Source organism: Desulfosarcina ovata subsp. ovata (assembly GCF_009689005.1).
Lineage (GTDB): Bacteria > Desulfobacterota > Desulfobacteria > Desulfobacterales > Desulfosarcinaceae > Desulfosarcina > Desulfosarcina ovata.
In genome coordinates, this window is sequence record NZ_AP021879.1 from 6,665,663 (window position 1) to 6,685,000 (window position 19,338).

A 19,338-nucleotide genomic window follows, 5' to 3' on the forward strand; every position below is an offset into this window, starting at 1 on the left:
TCCCCTGTTTTCTTCTTTTTGATCTGGTCGGGGCGAGAGGATTTGAACCTCCGACCCCTTGAACCCCATTCAAGTGCGCTACCAGTCTGCGCTACGCCCCGACGAGAAAACCGACATCTATCACCATCATTAATCCGTGTCAAGGAGACGACCCAAAAAAGTGAGCGCACCGCCTTTTTCACAACGAAACCGCCCAAAGGTGCTGAAACCCGGCGATACCTTTGGTATTGCCGCACCGGCCAGTCCCTTTGACAAGGAGGCTTTCGAGGCCGGTAGCCAGGTCCTGCGTGCCATGGGATTCAAACTGGTGGTGCCGCCAGATATCTTTGATCGGGACGGCTACCTGGCCGGTACGGACCGCCGGCGGGCGGATCAACTGATGCGTCTGTTCAGCGATCCGGGGATCGACGGCATCATCAGTGCCCGTGGCGGTTACGGTGCCATGCGCATTCTTACGCTGCTCGACGCGGCGGTCATTGCCCGGACCCCAAAACCTTTTGTCGGGTTCAGCGACATTACGGTGCTGCTGGATTTTCTTACCCGCCGCTGCGGCATGGTGGCTTTTCATGGCCCCACGGTAACGACCCTGGGCCACGGCGATCCCGCTACCCATGAGCGGTTTTTATCGGCTCTGACCACCCGGGCACCGATTCGGCTGCCTGCCGAACCGCCCCGGGTGCTGTCGCCGGGACGGGCCAGCGGGCGCTTTTGCTGCGGCAACCTGACCCTTTTCTGTCATCTGCTCGGCACCCCGTTTCAGCCCGATTTCAACGCTGCGATCCTGCTGGTCGAGGATCGGGGCGAAGCACCTTACCGCATTGATCGGATGTTGACCCAGATGCGTCTGGCCGGTTGTTTCGACAACCTCGCCGGCCTGGCCCTGGGGACCTTCAGCCAATGCGGTTCGAACACGGAGGTCGACCGGATCGTGACCGATCGGCTGGGCGACCTGGATATCCCGATCCTGGGCGGATTTCCGGTGGGCCACGAAGGGACCAATACGACCTTGCCGGTGGGCATCGCTGCCGTTCTGGATACGGCCTCCGGTACATTGGCGTTTGGCTCGCCCGCGCTGGATTGAATGGGGACGGCGATGATTTTCGACTCCGTTAACGATCTGATGGAACAGGCGCTGCGGGACCGAATTTTCCCCGGCGCCGTTCTCCTGGTTGGCCGGTCGGGGTACCCCGTGCTTTTTAAGGCCTACGGTTTGGCGAACCGCTTCACCGGCGAAGCGATGACCCGTCGGACGGTTTTCGACCTGGCCTCCCTGACCAAACCGATGGCCACGACCCTGGCCGTGGCCCGGCTGGTCGACACCGGCGCCATCGCCCTGGACCAGACGGTCGGGACGATCCTGCCGGAACTGGCCTGCAGTGATAAGGCCGCCATCACCCCCCGGCAACTGCTTTGCCATCAAAGCGGCTTGCCGGCTCACCGGCTTTTCTACATGATGATGAAGTCCATTAGCCCGAAAATGCGTAAAGCTGCCGTGCTGGAATTGTTGAAAACAGTGCCGCTTTCTGCCCCGCCCGGCACGGCGACCCTATACAGCGATCTGGGCTTCATGCTGCTTTGCCGGCTGGTCGAAAGGGTGGCCGGCTGTCCCATGGACCGCTTTCTGGCCGATCGGGTTTACGGACCCATGGGGATTGGCGACCTGTTTTTCATCGATCTTTTTTCCGGCACGCGTTCCGATCGCACTTTTGCCGCCACGGAACTCTGTCCAGTGAGAAACCGCCTGCTGGTCGGCGAAGTCCATGATGACAACGCCTGGGCGGTCGGCGGGATCGACGGGCAGGCCGGTCTGTTCGGCACGGCCGAGGCGGTTTTTGACCTGCTCTGCCGGCTGGCCAAGGGGCTTCGCGGGGTACCGGACGATGCGCTTTTCTCACGACAAATGCTTGGTCAGATGTTATATGGAGAAACGCAACGCAGCTTTACCCTTGGTTTTGACCGACCGGCGGTGGCCGGCTCCAGCGCCGGGTGCCATTTCTCGGCCGACACCATCGGGCACCTGGGATTTACCGGGACCTCTTTCTGGATGGATCTCAAACAGGATGTTACCGTGATCCTGCTGACCAATAGGGTGCACCCCTTCCGGTGGAACAACCGATTGCGTCAATTCCGCCCCATGATCCACGACAGGATCATGGAACAAATTGGAATTCAATCGAATTAAAGCTGATTTCAACAAATTAAGGCTTGAAATGACCGGATGTTTCTGGTACCCGTTCAAAAAGTGTGCCCTCCGGGCAAAGCGGCCATTCGGGGACGTTACGAATCAATTACAATAAGAGGCGGCATGAACTTTATCGATTCCGTTCTGGGAGTCTTTTCCAGCGATCTGGCCATTGATCTGGGCACGGCCAACACGCTTGTTTACGTCAAAGGCAAAGGCATTGTTCTCAGTGAACCTTCGGTGGTGGCCGTGCGTACGGACAATCGCACCAAAAACCGGGTTTTGGCTGTCGGCTTGGAAGCAAAGAATATGCTGGGCCGCACGCCGGGAAATATCGTGGCCATTCGTCCCATGCGTGATGGAGTGATTGCCGATTTTGAAGTGACCGAGGCCATGCTGCGTCACTTCATCCACAAGGTGCACAACCGGCGGACCTTTGTCCGGCCGCGCATCATCGTCGCCGTGCCGTCGGGCATCACCCAGGTGGAAAAGCGTGCCGTGCGCGAATCGGCGGAGTCGGCCGGCGCCCGCGAGGTTTTTCTCATCGAGGAGCCCATGGCGGCGGCCATCGGCGCCGACCTGCCGATCACCGAGCCCACCTGTAATATGGTGGTGGACATCGGCGGCGGTACCACCGAGGTGGCGGTCATCTCCCTGGCCGGTATCGTCTACAGCCGCTCCCTGCGGGTGGCCGGCGACAAGATGGACGAGGCCATCATCCAGTATGTCAAACGCAAGTATAACCTGCTCATCGGTGAGCGTACGGCCGAGATCATCAAAACCACCATCGGTAATGCCTATCCGGATCCCAACAAGGTGGAGACCATCGAGGTCAAGGGGCGTGACCTGGTGACCGGTATTCCCAAGATTCTGGCCATCGATTCCGAAGAGATTCGCGAGGCCATATCCGAGCAGATCGAAGCCATTGTTGAAACGGTGAAAATCGCCCTGGAGCAGACACCGCCGGAACTGGCCGCCGATATTGTTGACCGCGGCATCGTGCTGACCGGTGGAGGCGCCCTGCTGAAAAATCTCGACAAACTGCTTCGGGAAGAAAGTGGTTTGCCCATTACGGTGACCGAAGATCCCCTTTCCACCGTGGCCCTGGGCTCCGGCAAGGCGCTGGACAGCATCGAAATCCTCAAACAGGTTATTATCATCTAACCCATGTTTTCAAAAAGGATGATTCTGGTTGCCGTGGTGATCGTTCTGGTCGCGGTGAACGTCATCCTCCTGACCATAACGGGCAAACATGCCCAGGCCCCTGCCGGCCTTGGCCGGGGCGCGATGATCATCGTCTCCCCATTTCAAAAGCATCTTACCGCCTTCATGCAGTCGATCAAGTCGGTTTGGCAGCGTTACTTTTTCCTGGTTTCCACGGCCGAGGAAAACCGGCAATTGAAAAAAAAACTGGGTGAAAGTCTGCAGAAGCTCAACCGGTGCAGTGAGACCGAACTGGCCAATGCCCGGTTGCGCCACCTGCTGGACTTTGACGACGAGACCCCCCGAAGCATGATTGCCGCCCAGGTGGTGGGCAAGGACCCGTCGCCCTGGTCCAAAACGATCATTGTGGACAAAGGCACCGTCAATGACATCCGCCAGGGACTTCCCGTGGTGGTCCCCGAGGGGATTGTGGGCGTGGTGGTCGAGGCCTCGGGGCACTTTGCCAAGGTGCTTTTGCTGATCGATCCCAACAGTGCCGTCGACGCCCTGGTCCAGAAGACCCGTGCGCGCGGCATCGTCAAGGGCGGCGGTGCCGATTTCTGCATTTTCGATTACGTGTTGCGCAAACACGAAATCCGTGTCGGGGATACGGTGGTTTCATCAGGCCTTGACGGCGTTTTCCCCAAGGGCCTGCGGGTGGGGCGCATCTCTGAAGTCGTGCGGTCGAACGCCGGTATTTTTCAAAAGGTGTCGGTCACGCCGGACGTGGACTTCGAGATTCTTGAAGAGGTGTTTGTCATATATAAACCGGCCGTTGAGATGTTTCACGGTGGACGATGATAGTTGCCTATCTGTTGCTTGTCTGTCTTGGGTTGATCATCCTTCAAACCACCCTGTTGGTGGGAGGGGCGGCCTATTTGTATGATCTGTTTGCTCCGTTCGTGGTTTATCTGGCGGTCTGCCAGCGGCCCCGGGAAGCCCTCCCGGCGCTTCTTGTGGGGGGGCTGGTGATGGACGGAATTTCCGGTGGTGTGTTCGGTGTCTACCTGAGTGTCTACCTGTGGATGTATGCGGGCGGGCGTTGGGCCATTCAGTTCCTGCATGTGGGCAATGTGATTCTGATGCCGCTGCTGGTGATCGCCGGTGTGGCGTTTGAGAGCCTGGCAGTCGCCTTTTCGGCCGTTGTGCTGGCTTCGGCGGCATGGCCGGTGGAGTCCCTTTTTTCTGTCGTTGCCGGACAGATCCTCTGGGGTACGGTTACCGGTCCCTTCCTCATGCTGCTGTTTATCCGTGGGCAGAAAACCGTCGATGGATTGGGGAAATCGTATTTCGCCCGGAAAAATTCATTGGGAAATCCTTGACCAATTACCTGGACAATGTGGACAGTGAGTGGTTCAGCCAGCGACTCAGCGTGGCGCTAACCATTGTGGTGGCTGCGTTCGTAATCCTGATTGCCCGTCTGTTTTACCTTCAGGTCATCAACGGGGCGGAACTTCGCCGTCAGTCGGAGATCAACAGCATCCGCCTGAAAAATGTCGATGCCACCCGGGGGTTGATTTACGACTGCCAGGGCCGCCTTCTGGCGGATAATCGGCCGGCCTACGATTTGAATATCATCGTCAAGGATGCCGGCCCCCTCGAGCCCACCATTGCCAAATTGTCAGATTACTCCGGTATCCCCGAGGCGCAGTTGTGGGCGCAGCTGGAAAAGGCCAAGGGTTCCCGGGCCTATAAACCGGTGCTGCTCAAACCGGATATCAGTCGTGATGAACTGGCTGCCATTGAGGTCAACCGCTGGGACCTGCCCGGCATCATGGTGAACATTTCGCCGCGCAGGGATTACGTGTTCAGTCCCAGCGCGGCCCACATTCTGGGTTATATGGGGGAGATCAACGTCGATGAGTTGAAGCAAAAGCGCCATCAGGGGTGCAAAACCGGCGACTATATCGGCAAGTACGGCATTGAACGCGCAAGGGAGCCGTGGCTGCGCGGCAAACGCGGCGGTCAGCAGGTGGAGGTCAATGCCACCGGCCAGGTGGTCCGGGTGCTCAGTACGGTGGATGCGGTTCCGGGAAACAACGTGGTGCTCTCCATCGACCATGCCCTCCAGGTGGTGGCCGAGGAACTGCTGGTCGACCAGGCCGGTGCGGCAGTGGCGGTGGAACCCGATACCGGCCAGGTTCTGGCCATGGTTTCGAGTCCCTCTTTTGACCAGAACGCCTTTATTTCGGGGATGAGCCACGATGCATGGAACGTATTGATCTCCGATCCGCAGCATCCGCTGGAGAATAAGGCCATTCAGGCCGAATACCCCCCCGCTTCGACGTATAAGATCATTGCCGCTGCCGCCGGTCTTGAAGAAGGGCTGATTGACGAAAGCAGTTCGGTCTTCTGCCCCGGTTTTCTCAAATTCGGCAATCGCACCTATCGCTGCTGGAAACGTTGGGGACATGGGGAAGTGGACATCTACAAGGCACTCAGCGAATCCTGTGATGTCTATTTTTATAAGCTGGGGCAGGAACTCGGCGTCGACCGTCTGGCCTGGTACGCCAGGGCCTTCGGATTGGGAGAACCCACGGGGATCGATCTGAACCACGAGGGCAGCGGGCTGGTTCCCACCGCCGCATGGAAGAAACGCCGCACCGGGATATCCTGGCAGAAAGGCGAGACGCTGTCGGTAGTGATCGGCCAGGGATTCAATCTGACCACACCTTTGCAGATGGCCATGGTTGCCGCTACGGTGGGTAACGGGGGCACCCGCTACCGACCCAAAATTGTCAAGACCATCCGTACGGCCGATGGCAAAACGCTTTATGACAGTACCCCGGAGGTGGTCGGACGCCTGCCGGTTAGTGAAAAAAACTTGAATATTGTCCGTGAAGGATTGTTCAAGGCGGTCAATTCCCGCCATGGGACGGCCTGGCGCAGCCGGCTGGACGGCATGGCCATGAGCGGCAAGACCGGAACGGCCCAGGTGGTGGGGCGGCGGGAAGAGGATACCGATGGTGACGGCCAGGGGGAGCCGATCAAGGATCATGCCTGGTTTGTGGCCTATGCGCCGCGTGAGCATCCGAAAATCGCCGTTTCCGTGATCGTGGAACATGGCGAGCATGGGTCCAGTGCGGCGGCACCGGTAGCCGCCGAAATGATCCGCTTCTATCTTTCCGGTGGTTCGCAAGCTGCCGATACAACCGCTCCGGAAGGTTCGGTTGCACCCGGCCAGGGAGACTGATGCATGTTTGATCGACGGTTGCTGCAGTGTTTTGACTGGGGGTTGCTGACCCTGACCCTGGCCATTGGGGGCATCGGGCTGGTGGTGCTGTACAGTGCCGTGTCCGCCGGTGCAGCGCCACCGGACATTGTCCTGTTTAAAAAGCAGTTGATCTGGTATGGCGGCGGGATGGTGATTATGGTGCTGAGTTTTCTTTTTGATTACAAACAGTTCGAGCGATTCGCGAATGCGATTTATCTGGCTTCGGTCGCATCTCTGGTTGCGGTTCTGTTTTTCGGTAAATACGTCGGCGGATCCCGCCGCTGGTTATCGCTGGGGCCGTTTTCCCTACAACCTTCGGAGATGGCCAAAGTGGCGGTTATCATTGTGTTGGCCCGCTATTATGCCAAAATGATCAGTACCGGGGGAATGTCGTTTCGGGATCTGATGATGCCGGTTTTCTTGACGGCGATTCCCTTTGCCCTCATCGTCCGGCAACCCGATCTGGGAACCGCCATGGTGATCGCTTTGATTGCCGGTGTAATGACCCTGTTCGCCAAAATCGAACGCCGAACCTTCAGTTGGCTGGTGGCCACGTTTACCATGCTGGTTCCGCTGGTCTGGTTTTTTCTGCGGGGTTACCAGAAGCAGCGGATCCTGACTTTTCTTAACCCGGATCGCGATCCGCTGGGCGCCGGCTATCACATCATCCAGTCGAAAATCGCCATCGGATCGGGCATGCTTACCGGCAAGGGGTTTTTGAAGGGAACCCAAAATACCCTTTCTTTTTTGCCTGAACAGCATACCGACTTCATTTTTTCGGTACTGTCCGAGGAGTGGGGGATGGCCGGATCCCTGACCCTGATCGTTTTGTTTATGATCATGATTGCCTGGGGATTGAACATTGCCGGCCGCTGCCGGGATCCTTTCGGGATCATTCTATCCGTTGGGGTGACCGCCATGATTGCCTGGCAGGTGTTGATCAACATCGGAATGGTGATGGGACTCATGCCCGTGGTGGGGGTCACCCTGCCTTTTGTCAGTTATGGCGGTTCGTCAATCATTACCATGCTGATGGGGATTGGTTTGCTGATGAATGTAAGTATGCGGCGTTTCAAGTTTGAATAACGCGAATGGTGCGCAGGGGGCAGGGAGATTGATGTTCAAGACACAGAAACAGGGGGACACAATGAAAAAAAAAGAGCCGGCGGATCACATCTCCACACTGCTGGGTACCGGAACCACCATCGAGGGCACCCTGGCTTTCAAGGATACGATCCGGCTGGATGGTGCCGTGAGTGGGAAAATCGTTTCCGAGAAGGGCATGTTGATCGTTGGCGAACGGGCCGTGGTTCAGGCTGAGATACGGGTCGGCACGGCGATTATCAAGGGAACGGTCAACGGCCATGTCCACGCCTCCGAGCGTATTGAGGTCAATGCCCCGGCCAAGATCACCGGTGACATTCAGGCACCGGTCGTCTCCATCGAATCCGGTGTTCAGTTCAATGGAAACTGCAGCATGACAAAGCCCGAGCCACTGACGGCAAAGCCCCCGGCCGAAGCCAAACAAAAGCCTGACGCAGGCTCCGCATGACCGATTAATTTTTAAAAAACCTTTGACAATTCAATAACTCTGATGGTATAGACCGCCGGAGTTCGCACCTTTCGTAAGTTATATCATTCATAGACAATTTATCAGTTTCGGCAATTTTAAATCTTACTTCAACGGAGGCTCCTATATGGTAAGCGTCGATGGATCTATAGTCTTGCAAATTGTCAACTTTTTGCTTTTGATCTGGATTTTGAACATGGTGCTTTACAAACCGATCCGGAAGATTTTGTCGGAGCGAAAAGCGAAAGTGGATGGACTGGAAACCGCCATTGACGACTCCGCCCAGCAAGTCGTTACCAAAGAAAAGGAATATGCAGACGGTATCCGCCAGGCCAGGGCTGCGGGCCAGAAAGAAAAAGAGACCCTGATGCAGGCGGCCATGGAGGAGGAAAAGGCGATCGTCGGCAAGATCAACGAGTCCGCCCAGGCTGAACTCAAATCGGTCAAGGCCAAAATCGCTGCGGAGATGGATACCGTGAAAACCGCTCTCGAAGAAGAAATAGACGCATTTGCAGATGCGATAGAACAAAAAATATTGGGGAGGGTTGCTTAATGAACGTTTCAATCTTCAGACGGAAGCGCAACCGGGGTCGGTGGATCATACCACTGCTGATGGCTGCGCTTCTTTTGTTTGGTAGCGGGGCCCTGGCGCTTGCGTCCTCCGGGGGGGAGCACGAAGAGGCCGGCGCCAAGGGATGGGTGGCTACGGACACCTATCGGGTAATGAACTTTGCCGTGCTGTTCATCGGACTTTTTCTGGTTCTCAAAAAACCCGTTTCCCAGGCATTGGGCGGACGGATTAAGGGGATCAAGGAGCAACTGGAGGAGCTCGAGGCGAAAAAGAAGACGGCGGAGGCAAAGCTGGCCGAGTATGACACCAAAATGGCCGAATTGGACAAGGAGGCTGAAGTCTTGCTCGGCGAATACATCAAGCAGGGTGAAGACGCCAAAGCCAGAATCCTGAAAGAAGCCGAAGCGGCCGCCGAGAAGCTGAAAGAGCAGGCCAGCAAGAATATCGAGTACGAATTTCTGCAGGCAAAGGCGACGCTCAAGGAAGAAATCGTGGAAAAGGCACTGGTAAAGGCCGAGGCGATCATCAAACAGAGGATCACTTCGGACGACCAGGAAAAATTGGTGGATGAATATTTAGAGAAGGTGGTGGCATAGTGAAGAATTTGGCGATTGCAAGGCGGTACGCCAAAGCGCTTCTGCTGATCGGTAAAGAAGATGGCCAGACGGATACCTACCGGGAAGAGTTAAGCGCTTTTGCAAAACTGATCGAGCAGGAAAAGAGCCTTCAGCAGGTGCTGGTCAACCCGCTCTACAACGCGGACGGTCGCAAGAAGGTGCTGTTGAATTTGATCGATAATCTGAACCTGTCCAAAGCCATGGCCACTTTTCTCCTTTTTCTGTTCGACAAGGGGCGAATCGGCTTTTTGGGTAACATCAACGACTTTTTCCAGAAGTTTGCCGATGAACTCAAGGGGGTTGCCCGGGCCAGCCTGGTTTCGGCCACGGAGTTGTCCTCCGAAGCCATCGATAAAATTCGCTCGGCCCTGTCCAAACGGACAGGTAAAGATATCATTCTGGAGGTTGAGCAGGATCCGGACCTGATCGGCGGTATCGTGACCCGCATCGGCGATCTGGTTCTTGACGGAAGCGTGAGGACTCAATTGCTCAATATGAGACAATCTTTAAAAAGGGGTGAGAGTGTCTAATGGAACTAAGAGCTGAAGAAATAAGTCAGATCATCAAAGAACAGATTACGGATTACGACAAGAAGATTGAACTGAGCGAAACCGGTGTCGTTCTGTCAGTGGGTGACGGGATCGCCCGCGTGTACGGCCTCGAGAAAGCCATGGCACTCGAACTGGTGGAGTTCCCCGGCGGCATCCTCGGTCTGGTGCTCAACCTGGAAGAGGACAACGTCGGTATCGCCATTATGGGTGATGACACCGGCATCAAAGAGGGCGACATGGTCAAACGGACCGGCAAGATCGCCCAGGTGCCCGTTGGCGAACCCGTTCTCGGCCGTGTGGTCTCCGGTGTGGGTGAGCCGATTGACGGCAAGGGCCCGATCGAGACCCCGGATTTTCGTCGTGTGGAGATGGTGGCCCCTGGTGTTATCGCCAGAAAATCGGTGCATGAGCCCTGCTACACCGGCCTCAAAGCAGTCGATGCCATGACTCCGGTGGGCAAGGGGCAGCGTGAGCTGATCATCGGTGACCGCCAGATCGGAAAAACCGCCGTTGCCATCGACGCCATTTTGGCTCAGAAAAACACCGACGTGTTCTGCATTTACGTGGCCTGTGGCCAGAAAAAATCCACCGTTGCCCAGGTGGCCGCCGTCCTCGAGCGTGAAGGCGCCATGGAATACACCACCGTCGTTTCGGCCTGTGCCTCCGATCCGGCCACCCTTCAGTACCTGGCACCTTACGCCGGTTGCGCCATGGCCGAATACTTCCGTGACAAGGGCCAGCACGCCCTGATCATTTATGACGACCTTTCCAAACAGGCGGCCGCTTATCGCCAGGTTTCCCTGCTGCTCAGACGTCCACCGGGACGTGAAGCCTATCCGGGCGACATTTTCTACAACCACTCCCGGCTGCTGGAACGCTCCGCCAAATTGAGTGACGAACTCGGCGCCGGTTCCATGACCGCATTGCCGATCATCGAAACCCAGGCGGGTGACGTCTCCGCTTACATCCCGACCAACGTGATCTCCATTACCGACGGCCAGATTTACCTGGAGCCGAGCCTGTTTTTTGCCGGTGTGCGTCCGGCCATCAACGTCGGTCTCTCGGTATCCCGCGTCGGTGGTGCGGCCCAGACCAAAGCCATGAAGAAGGTGGCCGGTACCTTGCGGCTGGACATGGCCCAGTTCCGTGAACTCGAAGCCTTCGCCGCTTTTGGTAGTGATTTGGATGCCGCCACCCAGCGTCAGCTGACCCGTGGTGAGCGTTTGGTGCAGGTGCTCAAGCAGCCCCAGTATAAACCGCTGTCTCACGAAAAACAGGTCACGATTCTTTACGCCGCCACCCGCGGCTACCTGGATCAGTTTGCCTCGGACATGGTTGCCAAGTATGAAGCCGGCCTCTATCCCTTTGTCGAAGAGCGTTATCCGCAGATCTTCTCCAAACTGGAAGAAGCACAGGATATCACCGACGAGATCGAAGGCATGCTGAAGAGCGCCCTTGAGGCTTACGGCGAAGAATTCAAAGACACCATTAAATAGGGCTTGGAAAACTGCTGAATTTAAGACCTAATGCAATAAGGACGTAAACTTTATGCCATCATTAAAGGATGTCCAGCTTAAAATCCAGGGTGTCAAGAAGACCAAGCAGATCACCAAGGCCATGGGCATGGTGGCAACCTCACGGTTGCGTGGCGCACAAGGGGCGATGGACGGATTTCGCCCCTATGCTGAAAAATTCTCTGAAGTTCTTGGCAGTCTGGCGGAAAAGGCCGGTGACGAAGCCAGCCCCCTGTTGATACCCAAAGAAGATGTGAAAAAGATCCATGTGGTCATTTGCACATCCGACCGGGGGTTGTGCGGCGGCTTCAACATCAATCTTACCGACTCGGTAAAAAATTTCATCAAAAACAATCCTAACCAGGACGCAGCATACTCCTTTACCTGTTTCGGCAAAAAAGGCCGGGACTGGTGCCGGAAAGGAAATCACGATCTTGTCGACGAGCACCTGGGCGTCGTTGGCAGCAAATTCGGTTTCAACGTCGCTTCAACAGCCGGAAAAAAATTGGTCGATGGCTTTCTGGATGGCACCTATGACGAGGTCTACCTCGTCTATTCTGAGTTCGTCAGCATGGCCAAACAACTTCCGATCATGCAGAAACTGTTGCCGATTCCCCCCATCGAAACCGACACCGACGAGGCGGACGAGCCGGCGGAGTACTTGGCCGAACACCTCTGCGAACCCTCAGCGGAGGAACTGCTGGGCGATCTTCTGCCGCGCAATGTGTATGTTCAGATATACCGGGGCCTTTTGGAAACATCCACCAGCGAGCATGCTGCCCGGATGAGCGCCATGGATAACGCCACCAAGGCGTGTAACGATATGATCGACAATTTGACTCTCGCCTACAACAAAGCCCGGCAGGCAGCCATTACTGCCGATCTGATGGATATTGTCGGTGGCGCCGAGGCCCTGAAGGGGTAAAAAACATTTGAGGAGGCTGTAAATGTCACAAAATATAGGTAAAATCACGCAGGTTATGGGGCCTGTTGTGGACGTTGAATTCGAACAGGGACAGTTGCCGAACATTCTTACTGCACTTTTGATCAGCAACCCGGCCATCAACGACGAGGAAGACAACCTGGTTGTCGAGGTTGCGCAGCATCTTGGTGACAATGTCGTGCGTACGATCGCCATGGACGTTACCGACGGTCTCGTGCGCGGGATGCAAGTGAAAGATACCGGCGCACCGATTATGATGCCCGTCGGCGAAGCCAGCCTGGGCCGTGTGCTTAACGTTGTCGGCCGCCCGGTGGACGGACTTGGTCCGGTCAGCCAGGAAAAGATGATGCCGATTCATCGCCCGGCTCCGCTGTTTACCGAGCAGGACACGGAAGTCCGTGTGCTCGAGACCGGTGTTAAAGTGATCGACCTGCTCGTGCCGTTTCCCCGTGGCGGTAAAATGGGTATGTTCGGTGGTGCCGGCGTGGGCAAAACCGTTATCATGATGGAGATGGTCAACAACATTGCCATGCAGCACGGCGGTATCTCCGTGTTTGCCGGTGTGGGCGAGCGTACCCGTGAGGGTAACGACCTTTACCACGAGATGAAAGAATCCGGCGTTCTCCCCAAGGCCGCCCTGGTTTACGGGCAGATGACCGAGCCTCCGGGGGCTCGTGCCCGTGTTGCCCTGTCTGCCCTGACCTGTGCGGAATATTTCCGCGACAAAGAGGGACAGGACGTGCTGATTTTTATCGACAATATCTTCCGTTTCACCCAGGCCGGGTCTGAGGTTTCCGCCCTTCTCGGTCGTATGCCCTCCGCGGTCGGTTATCAGCCGACCCTGGCCGTGGACCTTGGTGGTCTGCAGGAACGTATCACCTCAACGGACAAAGGTTCCATTACCGCCGTTCAGTGTGTTTACGTACCTGCCGATGACTTGACCGACCCGGCGCCGGCAACCACATTCGCCCACTTGGACGGAACCGTTGTCCTTTCCCGGCAGATTGCCGAGCTGGGGATTTACCCTGCCGTGGATCCGCTCGACTCCACCTCCCGGATTCTCGACCCCATGGTTATTGGCGAGGAACATTATCTGGTCGCCCGGCAGGTGCAGACCATGCTGCAGAAATACAAAGAGTTGCAGGACATCATTGCCATTCTTGGTATGGAAGAGTTGTCGGACGAAGACAAACTGACCGTTCAGCGAGCCCGCAAAATCCAGCGTTTCCTGTCACAGCCCTTCCACGTGGCCGAAACGTTTACCGGCAAGCCTGGAAAATACGTGAAGGTTGAGGATACCGTTCGTGCATTTAAAGAGATCTGCGAAGGTGTTCATGACAGCATTCCGGAGCAGGCCTTCTACATGAGGGGTGGTATCGAAGAAGTGCTGGAAGCGGCAAAAGAAATGGCCGAGGCTTAATACAGAGAGAGGCAACCAATGGCGGAAAACATAAGACTTGAAGTGGTTACACCTGAAAAGTCTGTTGTCAGTGAAGGTGCCCAAATCGTCATGGCGCCGGGTACACTGGGTGAGTTCGGCGTACTTTCCGGACACACGCCTTTTCTGACCACACTGAAGACCGGCTCCCTGAAATACAAGGATGAAAGTGGTCGCGAGCGGTTTGTTTTTGTCAGCGGCGGCTTTGCCGAAGCGCTTCCCGATCGCGTCACCGTTTTGGCCGAGTCGGCTGAACGTCGTAAGGACATTGACGTCCAACGGGCCAAAGCAGCAGTGGAGCGGGCGGAAAAGCGGATGCAAGGCACCGAGATAGACATTGATTATGTCCGTGCCAAAGCAGCGTTGCTTCGTGCGATCAGCCGAATTCAGCTTGCAGAGACACGATGATTTATTTACGGGTGTCTGAAGGGCCATCAGTAGTGATGCTGGCCCGAAGATGACTCCGGTATCGATTGCGTAGCGATAAACACAGGGGGGGCAAACCGGATCCGGTTTGCCCCTTTTTGCATTTGGCAAAGATGTCTGATCATCAATCGGAGCCGGCGGCCAGCAGCCGGTCGGTGAAAATGGTTTCCTCCGGTCGGTGTGTGATGGCCGTGGGGCGTCCGGTAAATTCACTTGACTTAAAAACCCTGGCCCGGTTATATAGGAATCAAGGAAAACGATAATATGCTGGATATAGAAGCAATACTTCAACAATTTGAACTCATTGAACAAAAAGTGGAACAAGTTGTAAAAGCACGCCAGCACTTACAACAGGAAAACGAGGATCTGAACAGCAGGATCGGGCAGCTGGAAAATCTGATCCGCGAAAAAGAAGAAATAGAAAAAAAGCACGATGCATTTACTGAACTCATCAGGACGAAAATTGACAATCTGATCGGAAGATTAGAAGGGGTAAAAGAGGATCCGTAAACCGACCTGCGATTTTAGGAACGGATGTGAATTGGAGAAAACGGTCACACTGCAAATATTTGGTCGTAAATTTACCTTCCAGACAGAACCCGGTGAGGCTGATGCGAAACAGGTAGCCGCCCACTTCGAAGACGCCGTCAGGAAGGTCCAATCCCAGTTTGACGGTAAACCGGTCAATGTCGATAAAGAGACCATCTTAATTCTTACAGGGCTTAATTTTGCCAGTGAAAATTACAAACTCGAAAAATGTTATCAGCAGCTGTTTGACCGAATGACCGAAAAATCTGCAGTGGTTCTCAGCGAGCTGGAAAAAGCGATGCAATAACGCTGCGATCTCCCGACTATCGATGAGATAACACTTTTTCACTTTTAAGAGACACGCGGTATCTGTGTTGGTACCAGCAACCGTGATTGAAAAAGGCGCACTGAATCAACCCCTGCCGTGTTCGTGATTGGAAGGTGAACTTTGACCCAACACTCACTTGACGGGAGCCTTACCTAACTTCGGTGAGCAAGTTCTGCTTGTACAGAAAAGCCTAAAGAAGTTACAAGGCGCCCACCTGATCCCTTGGATCAAAGACCGGCCAACACGGCACAATGGTGGGGGTACACCACCGCTTTTCACCATTTCTTCCTCTCAGGCGTGCGAGCAAAGCATGTACGCCAGTCTTGTATCATAATTCCCAAAAGGCTATTAAGGACGTCATCTGGCAGTCAGATGATGCGCTTTTACATACATCTACATTTTAGCAGCCGGAGAGATACGCATGAACATATATACGCTCTTGATTGCAGTGATATCCGCAATGGCCGGATGCGCTGCAGCTGTTTTTTTCAAAGGTGCCATTGGATCGAAGAAACTCAGGGATGCAGAGGATGAAGCCGTAAAAATAACCAATGCAGCCAAAAACGAAGCGGAAAGTTTGATAAAAGAGGCGGGCGTCGAGGCCAAAGATATCCTCTTCAAAATGAAAAGTGAATTTGAATTAGAGGCCAAAGAGACCCGCTCCGAATTAAAAAAGCTCGAGCGACGGTTAATCCAGAAAGAAGAAAATATCGATCGCAAGGCAGAGATTTTCGATCAACGGGAAAACGATATTGCTGCCAAGGAATCCTCTTTATCGGAAAGGCAGCGAATTGTCACCGAAGATGAAGAAAAATACAAAGCGCTTCTCGATGAACAGAAGGCACAGCTGGAAAGAATATCAACGTTGACGGCAGAGCAGGCCAAGGAACTGTTGATCCGGGCGATGGAAAACGAGGCGCGTTATGAGGGTGCCAAACTGATCAAACGGATCGAGAACGAAGCCAAGGAAGAGGCCGATAAAAAAGCCAAAAAAATTATGGCCACCGCCATCCAGCGGTATGCGGGTGATTTCGTTGCCGAGCGAACGGTTTCGGTGGTTCAGCTGCCGGGTGATGAAATGAAGGGCCGTATTATCGGGCGGGAAGGCCGCAACATCCGTGCCATTGAAGCGGCTACCGGAATCGACCTGATCATTGATGATACGCCGGAGGCGGTCATTTTGTCAGGATTCAATCCGGTTCGGAGGGAGGTCGCCCGGCTATCGTTGATCAAACTGATTTCTGACGGACGAATTCATCCGGCACGCATTGAGGACGTTGTTAAAAAAGTGGGTCAGGAGGTTGATACGGCCATCAAAGAGGCAGGCGAGCAAGCAGCCTTCGATCTTGGGGTTCACGGGATTCATGCCGAGTTGATAAAGTATCTGGGGCGTTTGAAGTATCGTACCAGTTATGCCCAGAATGTATTGCAGCATTCGGTTGAGGTGGGCGTTTTGTGCGGGATCATGGCTTCCGAATTGGGATTAAAGGAGAAGGTTGCCCGACGGATGGGGCTGCTTCACGATATTGGCAAGGCCATTGATCATGAAGTCGAAGGCCCCCATGCCGTGATCGGATCAAAATTGGCAAAAAAATTTGGGGAATCCCAAGGTGTGGTTCACGCCATTGCCGCCCATCACGAGGATGTTCCCCCATCTTCTGTTTATGCCCTGCTGGTCCAGGCCGCCGATGGACTTTCCGGTGCCAGACCCGGCGCCAGAAAAGAGCTGCTCGAAAACTACATTAAACGGATAGAAGATCTCGAGGGCATTGCCAACAGCTTTAAAGGGGTTTCCAATACATATGCCATTCAGGCCGGACGCGAAATTCGCGTCATTGTGGAAAGTGAAAAAGTGTCCGATGAGGAATCGGTTTTGCTAAGCCGAGATATCGCCAAGAAGATTGAAGAGTCGTTGACCTTTCCCGGCCAGATCAAGGTGACGGTTATCCGGGAAACGCGGGCAGTGGAGTATGCAAATAAATAAACCCCATCCCCGTACAAAGGGCGTGGTATCCTTGTCGTTGGCGTCACGCGAATTAAAATGATTCTGATTATATCGGATTTTGGGGAGGTCTCCGGTACCCACCCAAAGAAGCCGAAACGTACAAGTTTTGCAACCAGTTGTTGTGATATCTGAATTGGTTTAGCTGTTCCGCCGGACTTTTAAATCCATTGTGCAACTTAACCGTTCGAGGATTGTATGGTGAAAAATTATTGATGAGCGTCCATCCTCGAATACTCAACTGCGCTGCATCCATCGATCCATGAAAATATTGGGTACTGTACAGGTGGCGATCCATTCTTTGCATCAACCGGTCAACCATGTTACTGGTTCGGTGTGCTTTAGGATGATCGTAGGCAACACGATAGGCGGCAATGTTTTTCCGTAACTTCGTTATGGGATCTATGATAACGGATGGCACAGCATTCTTTTCGCACCATTCGTACAACCTTCTTATTCTTTGGGAAAACGATGCCTTACTTTCAGCGCGATAACACTCCCATAGCTTTGATGCGGCGTTTTCAAAAATATCTCGGTATTTCTTTTTGGCACGGTCACGAATTTTGATAAACACATGAAGAAAACAGCAAATGATAACTACTGCCGGGAAGAGGAATTGCCACGCATTTCGGGTGGCTTTCCAGCCGTCCATATTCACGGTTTCCGGTGAATATTCCGGCTTTATACACTGGGCCTCTTGTTTGTACACTTGATACGCATCTGTTAACGCTTGTTCTCCGGCGTCTTTGGCAACGGCTGCACCGAGAATACAGCCATCACCAACTGTCGTGGCCACATACGTTTTTTCACCTAAAATTCGAGTATGCTTTTCATCAGCGGCAAGATGTTCGGGAACATCTTGAGGATTTCGGACAGTTGTTCCGACAATGCTGTTTCGCCCGATAGATTGTTCGATTCGATACCAATACATGGGATCTTTTCCGAAAACACGACTTATGGCCCAAAATGGTATGTCGAACTTTCTAAAAAACATTGCATCTTCGATTTCGTCAACAAATCCAACGAGGTATGGCAGTACAAATGAAGGACGAATGGTGTAAGCAACACCGGATATTTTAATTCGACGGATCCATATGGATTGTTTTTTTGAGTAATAAAGATCCTTCATCCGATATCCATTTTCGATTTCAGCCGGGAATAATTCCGGAAACAGTTCGATCCTTTTGTTTACGGAAGTTCTGAAATCAACCGGGTTGAGTATGTTGCATTCATAATTGCCTTGAGAAAAGGGCAAACATATGATTCTGTTGTTTCGGTTAGCGGATCTTGTATCTGCTATTCCCATATAGTTAGAGACCTCCTTTGGCGGGATGTGTCTCTAACTATATAAAATTATTAGTAAAAAGTCTAGACTCAAATCTTCAATAATATCAACATGTTGTGTTTTTGTCGGGGGATAGGCCACTGTATGTTCGGCTTATTGGAATCAAACTCCCCAAAATCCGTTATAATCAGAAATGATTAAAGTGAGAGAAAAAATGGAAAACGTTCTGGATGTCCTCCGCAAACGCGGTTTTATCGAGCAAACCACCCACGATGAAGAACTTCGCGACTACCTCGATGCGCAACAAATTACCTGCTATATTGGTTTTGACCCCACGGCGTCGAGCCTGCATGTGGGTAGCCTGGTCCCCATCATGTCCCTTGCGCATATGCAGCGTTGCGGACACCGACCCATTGCGCTGGTGGGTGGCGGTACCGGCCTGGTGGGGGATCCCAGTGGAAAAACCGAAATGCGCAAGCTGCTCACCGTTGAAGATGTGGCTGCCAACGTGACGGGGTTGAAGAATCAGTTGTCCCGATTCATTGATTTTTCCAATGAGCAGGCCATCATGGTCAACAATGCGGACTGGCTGACGCAGTTGGCATACATTCCGTTTTTAAGGGATATCGGACGGCACTTTTCGGTCAACCGGATGATCAAGGCAGAAAGCTACAAGATGCGCCTGGATTCCGATGACGGGTTGAGTTTTATCGAGTTCAATTACATGGTGCTGCAGGCTTACGACTTTCTCGAACTGCGCAAACGTTACGGTTGCTGCCTGCAGATGGGAGGAAGCGACCAATGGGGAAACATCGTTGCCGGGATCGATCTGATACGGCGGGTTGAAGGCAAGAGCGCTTTTGGCATAACCTTCCCGTTGATTACCACCGCCAGCGGTGCAAAAATGGGCAAGACGGCGGCGGGGGCGGTTTGGCTCGACCCGGATCGGACCTCCCCCTATGATTA

Annotated in this window: 20 protein-coding genes, 1 tRNA gene and 1 other RNA gene (1 of these 22 running past the window's edge); 20 read left to right on the top strand and 2 right to left on the bottom strand. The window is 54.0% G+C overall.

Features of this window, described 5'->3' with window-relative positions:
- Positions 1 to 24: 24 nt before the first annotated feature.
- Positions 25 to 101 (bottom strand) — tRNA-Pro (locus GN112_RS29240).
- A 59-nt stretch (positions 102 to 160) separates the two neighbouring features.
- On the opposite strand from GN112_RS29240, the gene GN112_RS29245 reads away from it, so the two are divergent.
- The 19 genes from GN112_RS29245 to rny all read left to right on the top strand — a co-directional run bounded on the left by GN112_RS29245 (position 161) and on the right by rny (position 17,069).
- Positions 161 to 1,081, top strand: a complete 921-nt coding sequence (locus tag GN112_RS29245) for a S66 peptidase family protein (protein WP_162459166.1) — start codon at positions 161 to 163, stop codon at positions 1,079 to 1,081.
- A gap of 12 nt (positions 1,082 to 1,093) precedes the next feature.
- Positions 1,094 to 2,182, top strand: a complete 1,089-nt coding sequence (locus tag GN112_RS29250; RefSeq protein ID WP_162459167.1) for a serine hydrolase domain-containing protein — start codon at positions 1,094 to 1,096, stop codon at positions 2,180 to 2,182.
- 123 nt (positions 2,183 to 2,305) lie between these two features.
- Positions 2,306 to 3,346 carry a rod shape-determining protein gene (locus tag GN112_RS29255; RefSeq protein WP_155313393.1) on the top strand — a complete coding sequence of 347 codons (1,041 nt, stop codon included), beginning with the start codon at positions 2,306 to 2,308 and terminating at the stop codon, positions 3,344 to 3,346.
- 3 nt (positions 3,347 to 3,349) lie between these two features.
- Entirely contained in the window at positions 3,350 to 4,186 is an 837-nt protein-coding gene (mreC, locus tag GN112_RS29260; RefSeq protein WP_155313394.1) for a rod shape-determining protein MreC, read from the top strand.
- Positions 4,183 to 4,707, top strand: coding sequence for a hypothetical protein (locus GN112_RS34640; RefSeq protein WP_231713979.1), 525 nt, complete (start codon positions 4,183 to 4,185; stop codon positions 4,705 to 4,707). The genes mreC and GN112_RS34640 overlap by 4 nt, the downstream gene beginning before the upstream one ends.
- Positions 4,704 to 6,578: a penicillin-binding protein 2 gene (gene mrdA, locus GN112_RS29265; protein ID WP_231717169.1), complete on the top strand. Its 1,875-nt coding sequence runs from the start codon at positions 4,704 to 4,706 to the stop codon at positions 6,576 to 6,578. The genes GN112_RS34640 and mrdA overlap by 4 nt, the downstream gene beginning before the upstream one ends.
- A gap of 3 nt (positions 6,579 to 6,581) precedes the next feature.
- Complete coding sequence (gene rodA, locus GN112_RS29270) at positions 6,582 to 7,685, top strand: rod shape-determining protein RodA (RefSeq protein ID WP_155313396.1); 1,104 nt, start codon at positions 6,582 to 6,584, stop codon at positions 7,683 to 7,685.
- A gap of 61 nt (positions 7,686 to 7,746) precedes the next feature.
- Positions 7,747 to 8,151 carry a bactofilin family protein gene (locus tag GN112_RS29275; RefSeq protein WP_162459168.1) on the top strand — a complete coding sequence of 135 codons (405 nt, stop codon included), beginning with the start codon at positions 7,747 to 7,749 and terminating at the stop codon, positions 8,149 to 8,151.
- 145 nt (positions 8,152 to 8,296) lie between these two features.
- Entirely contained in the window at positions 8,297 to 8,722 is a 426-nt protein-coding gene (locus GN112_RS29280) for a F0F1 ATP synthase subunit B (protein ID WP_155313398.1), read from the top strand.
- On the top strand, positions 8,722 to 9,336 hold the full coding sequence (locus GN112_RS29285; protein ID WP_155313399.1) for a F0F1 ATP synthase subunit B: 615 nt from the start codon (positions 8,722 to 8,724) through the stop codon (positions 9,334 to 9,336). Before GN112_RS29280 ends, GN112_RS29285 begins: the two co-directional genes overlap by 1 nt.
- A complete protein-coding gene (atpH, locus tag GN112_RS29290) occupies positions 9,336 to 9,887 on the top strand; it encodes an ATP synthase F1 subunit delta (protein WP_155313400.1) in 552 nt (183 codons plus the stop codon). Before GN112_RS29285 ends, atpH begins: the two co-directional genes overlap by 1 nt.
- On the top strand, positions 9,887 to 11,404 hold the full coding sequence (gene atpA, locus GN112_RS29295) for a F0F1 ATP synthase subunit alpha (RefSeq protein WP_155313401.1): 1,518 nt from the start codon (positions 9,887 to 9,889) through the stop codon (positions 11,402 to 11,404). Before atpH ends, atpA begins: the two co-directional genes overlap by 1 nt.
- A 52-nt stretch (positions 11,405 to 11,456) precedes the next feature.
- Positions 11,457 to 12,347: an ATP synthase F1 subunit gamma gene (gene atpG / locus GN112_RS29300; RefSeq protein ID WP_155313402.1), complete on the top strand. Its 891-nt coding sequence runs from the start codon at positions 11,457 to 11,459 to the stop codon at positions 12,345 to 12,347.
- 22 nt (positions 12,348 to 12,369) lie between these two features.
- Positions 12,370 to 13,785: a F0F1 ATP synthase subunit beta gene (atpD, locus tag GN112_RS29305; protein ID WP_155313403.1), complete on the top strand. Its 1,416-nt coding sequence runs from the start codon at positions 12,370 to 12,372 to the stop codon at positions 13,783 to 13,785.
- 18 nt (positions 13,786 to 13,803) lie between these two features.
- The gene (locus GN112_RS29310) at positions 13,804 to 14,211 is read left to right on the top strand and encodes a F0F1 ATP synthase subunit epsilon (RefSeq protein ID WP_155313404.1); all 408 of its coding nucleotides are present in this window, start codon (positions 13,804 to 13,806) and stop codon (positions 14,209 to 14,211) included.
- Between the two features lie 282 nt (positions 14,212 to 14,493).
- On the top strand, positions 14,494 to 14,739 hold the full coding sequence (locus tag GN112_RS29315; protein ID WP_155313405.1) for a hypothetical protein: 246 nt from the start codon (positions 14,494 to 14,496) through the stop codon (positions 14,737 to 14,739).
- Positions 14,740 to 14,770: 31 nt separating this feature from the next.
- Positions 14,771 to 15,064, top strand: a complete 294-nt coding sequence (locus tag GN112_RS29320; RefSeq protein ID WP_162459169.1) for a cell division protein ZapA — start codon at positions 14,771 to 14,773, stop codon at positions 15,062 to 15,064.
- A 106-nt stretch (positions 15,065 to 15,170) separates the two neighbouring features.
- Positions 15,171 to 15,350, top strand: a non-coding RNA gene (gene ssrS, locus GN112_RS29325) — 6S RNA.
- 156 nt (positions 15,351 to 15,506) lie between these two features.
- Positions 15,507 to 17,069: a ribonuclease Y gene (rny, locus tag GN112_RS29330; RefSeq protein WP_155313407.1), complete on the top strand. Its 1,563-nt coding sequence runs from the start codon at positions 15,507 to 15,509 to the stop codon at positions 17,067 to 17,069.
- Between the two features lie 67 nt (positions 17,070 to 17,136).
- Here rny and GN112_RS34645 read toward each other — a convergent pair whose 3' ends face one another.
- Entirely contained in the window at positions 17,137 to 18,393 is a 1,257-nt protein-coding gene (locus GN112_RS34645) for a hypothetical protein (RefSeq protein ID WP_231716904.1), read from the bottom strand.
- Between the two features lie 193 nt (positions 18,394 to 18,586).
- Here GN112_RS34645 and tyrS point away from each other — a divergent pair, with 193 nt between their 5' ends.
- Positions 18,587 to 19,338, top strand: the 5' portion of a protein-coding gene (gene tyrS, locus GN112_RS29340) for a tyrosine--tRNA ligase (protein ID WP_155313408.1). 538 nt of this gene lie beyond the right edge of the window; the window shows 752 of its 1,290 coding nt (coding positions 1-752); its start codon is at positions 18,587 to 18,589; its stop codon lies off the right edge, out of view.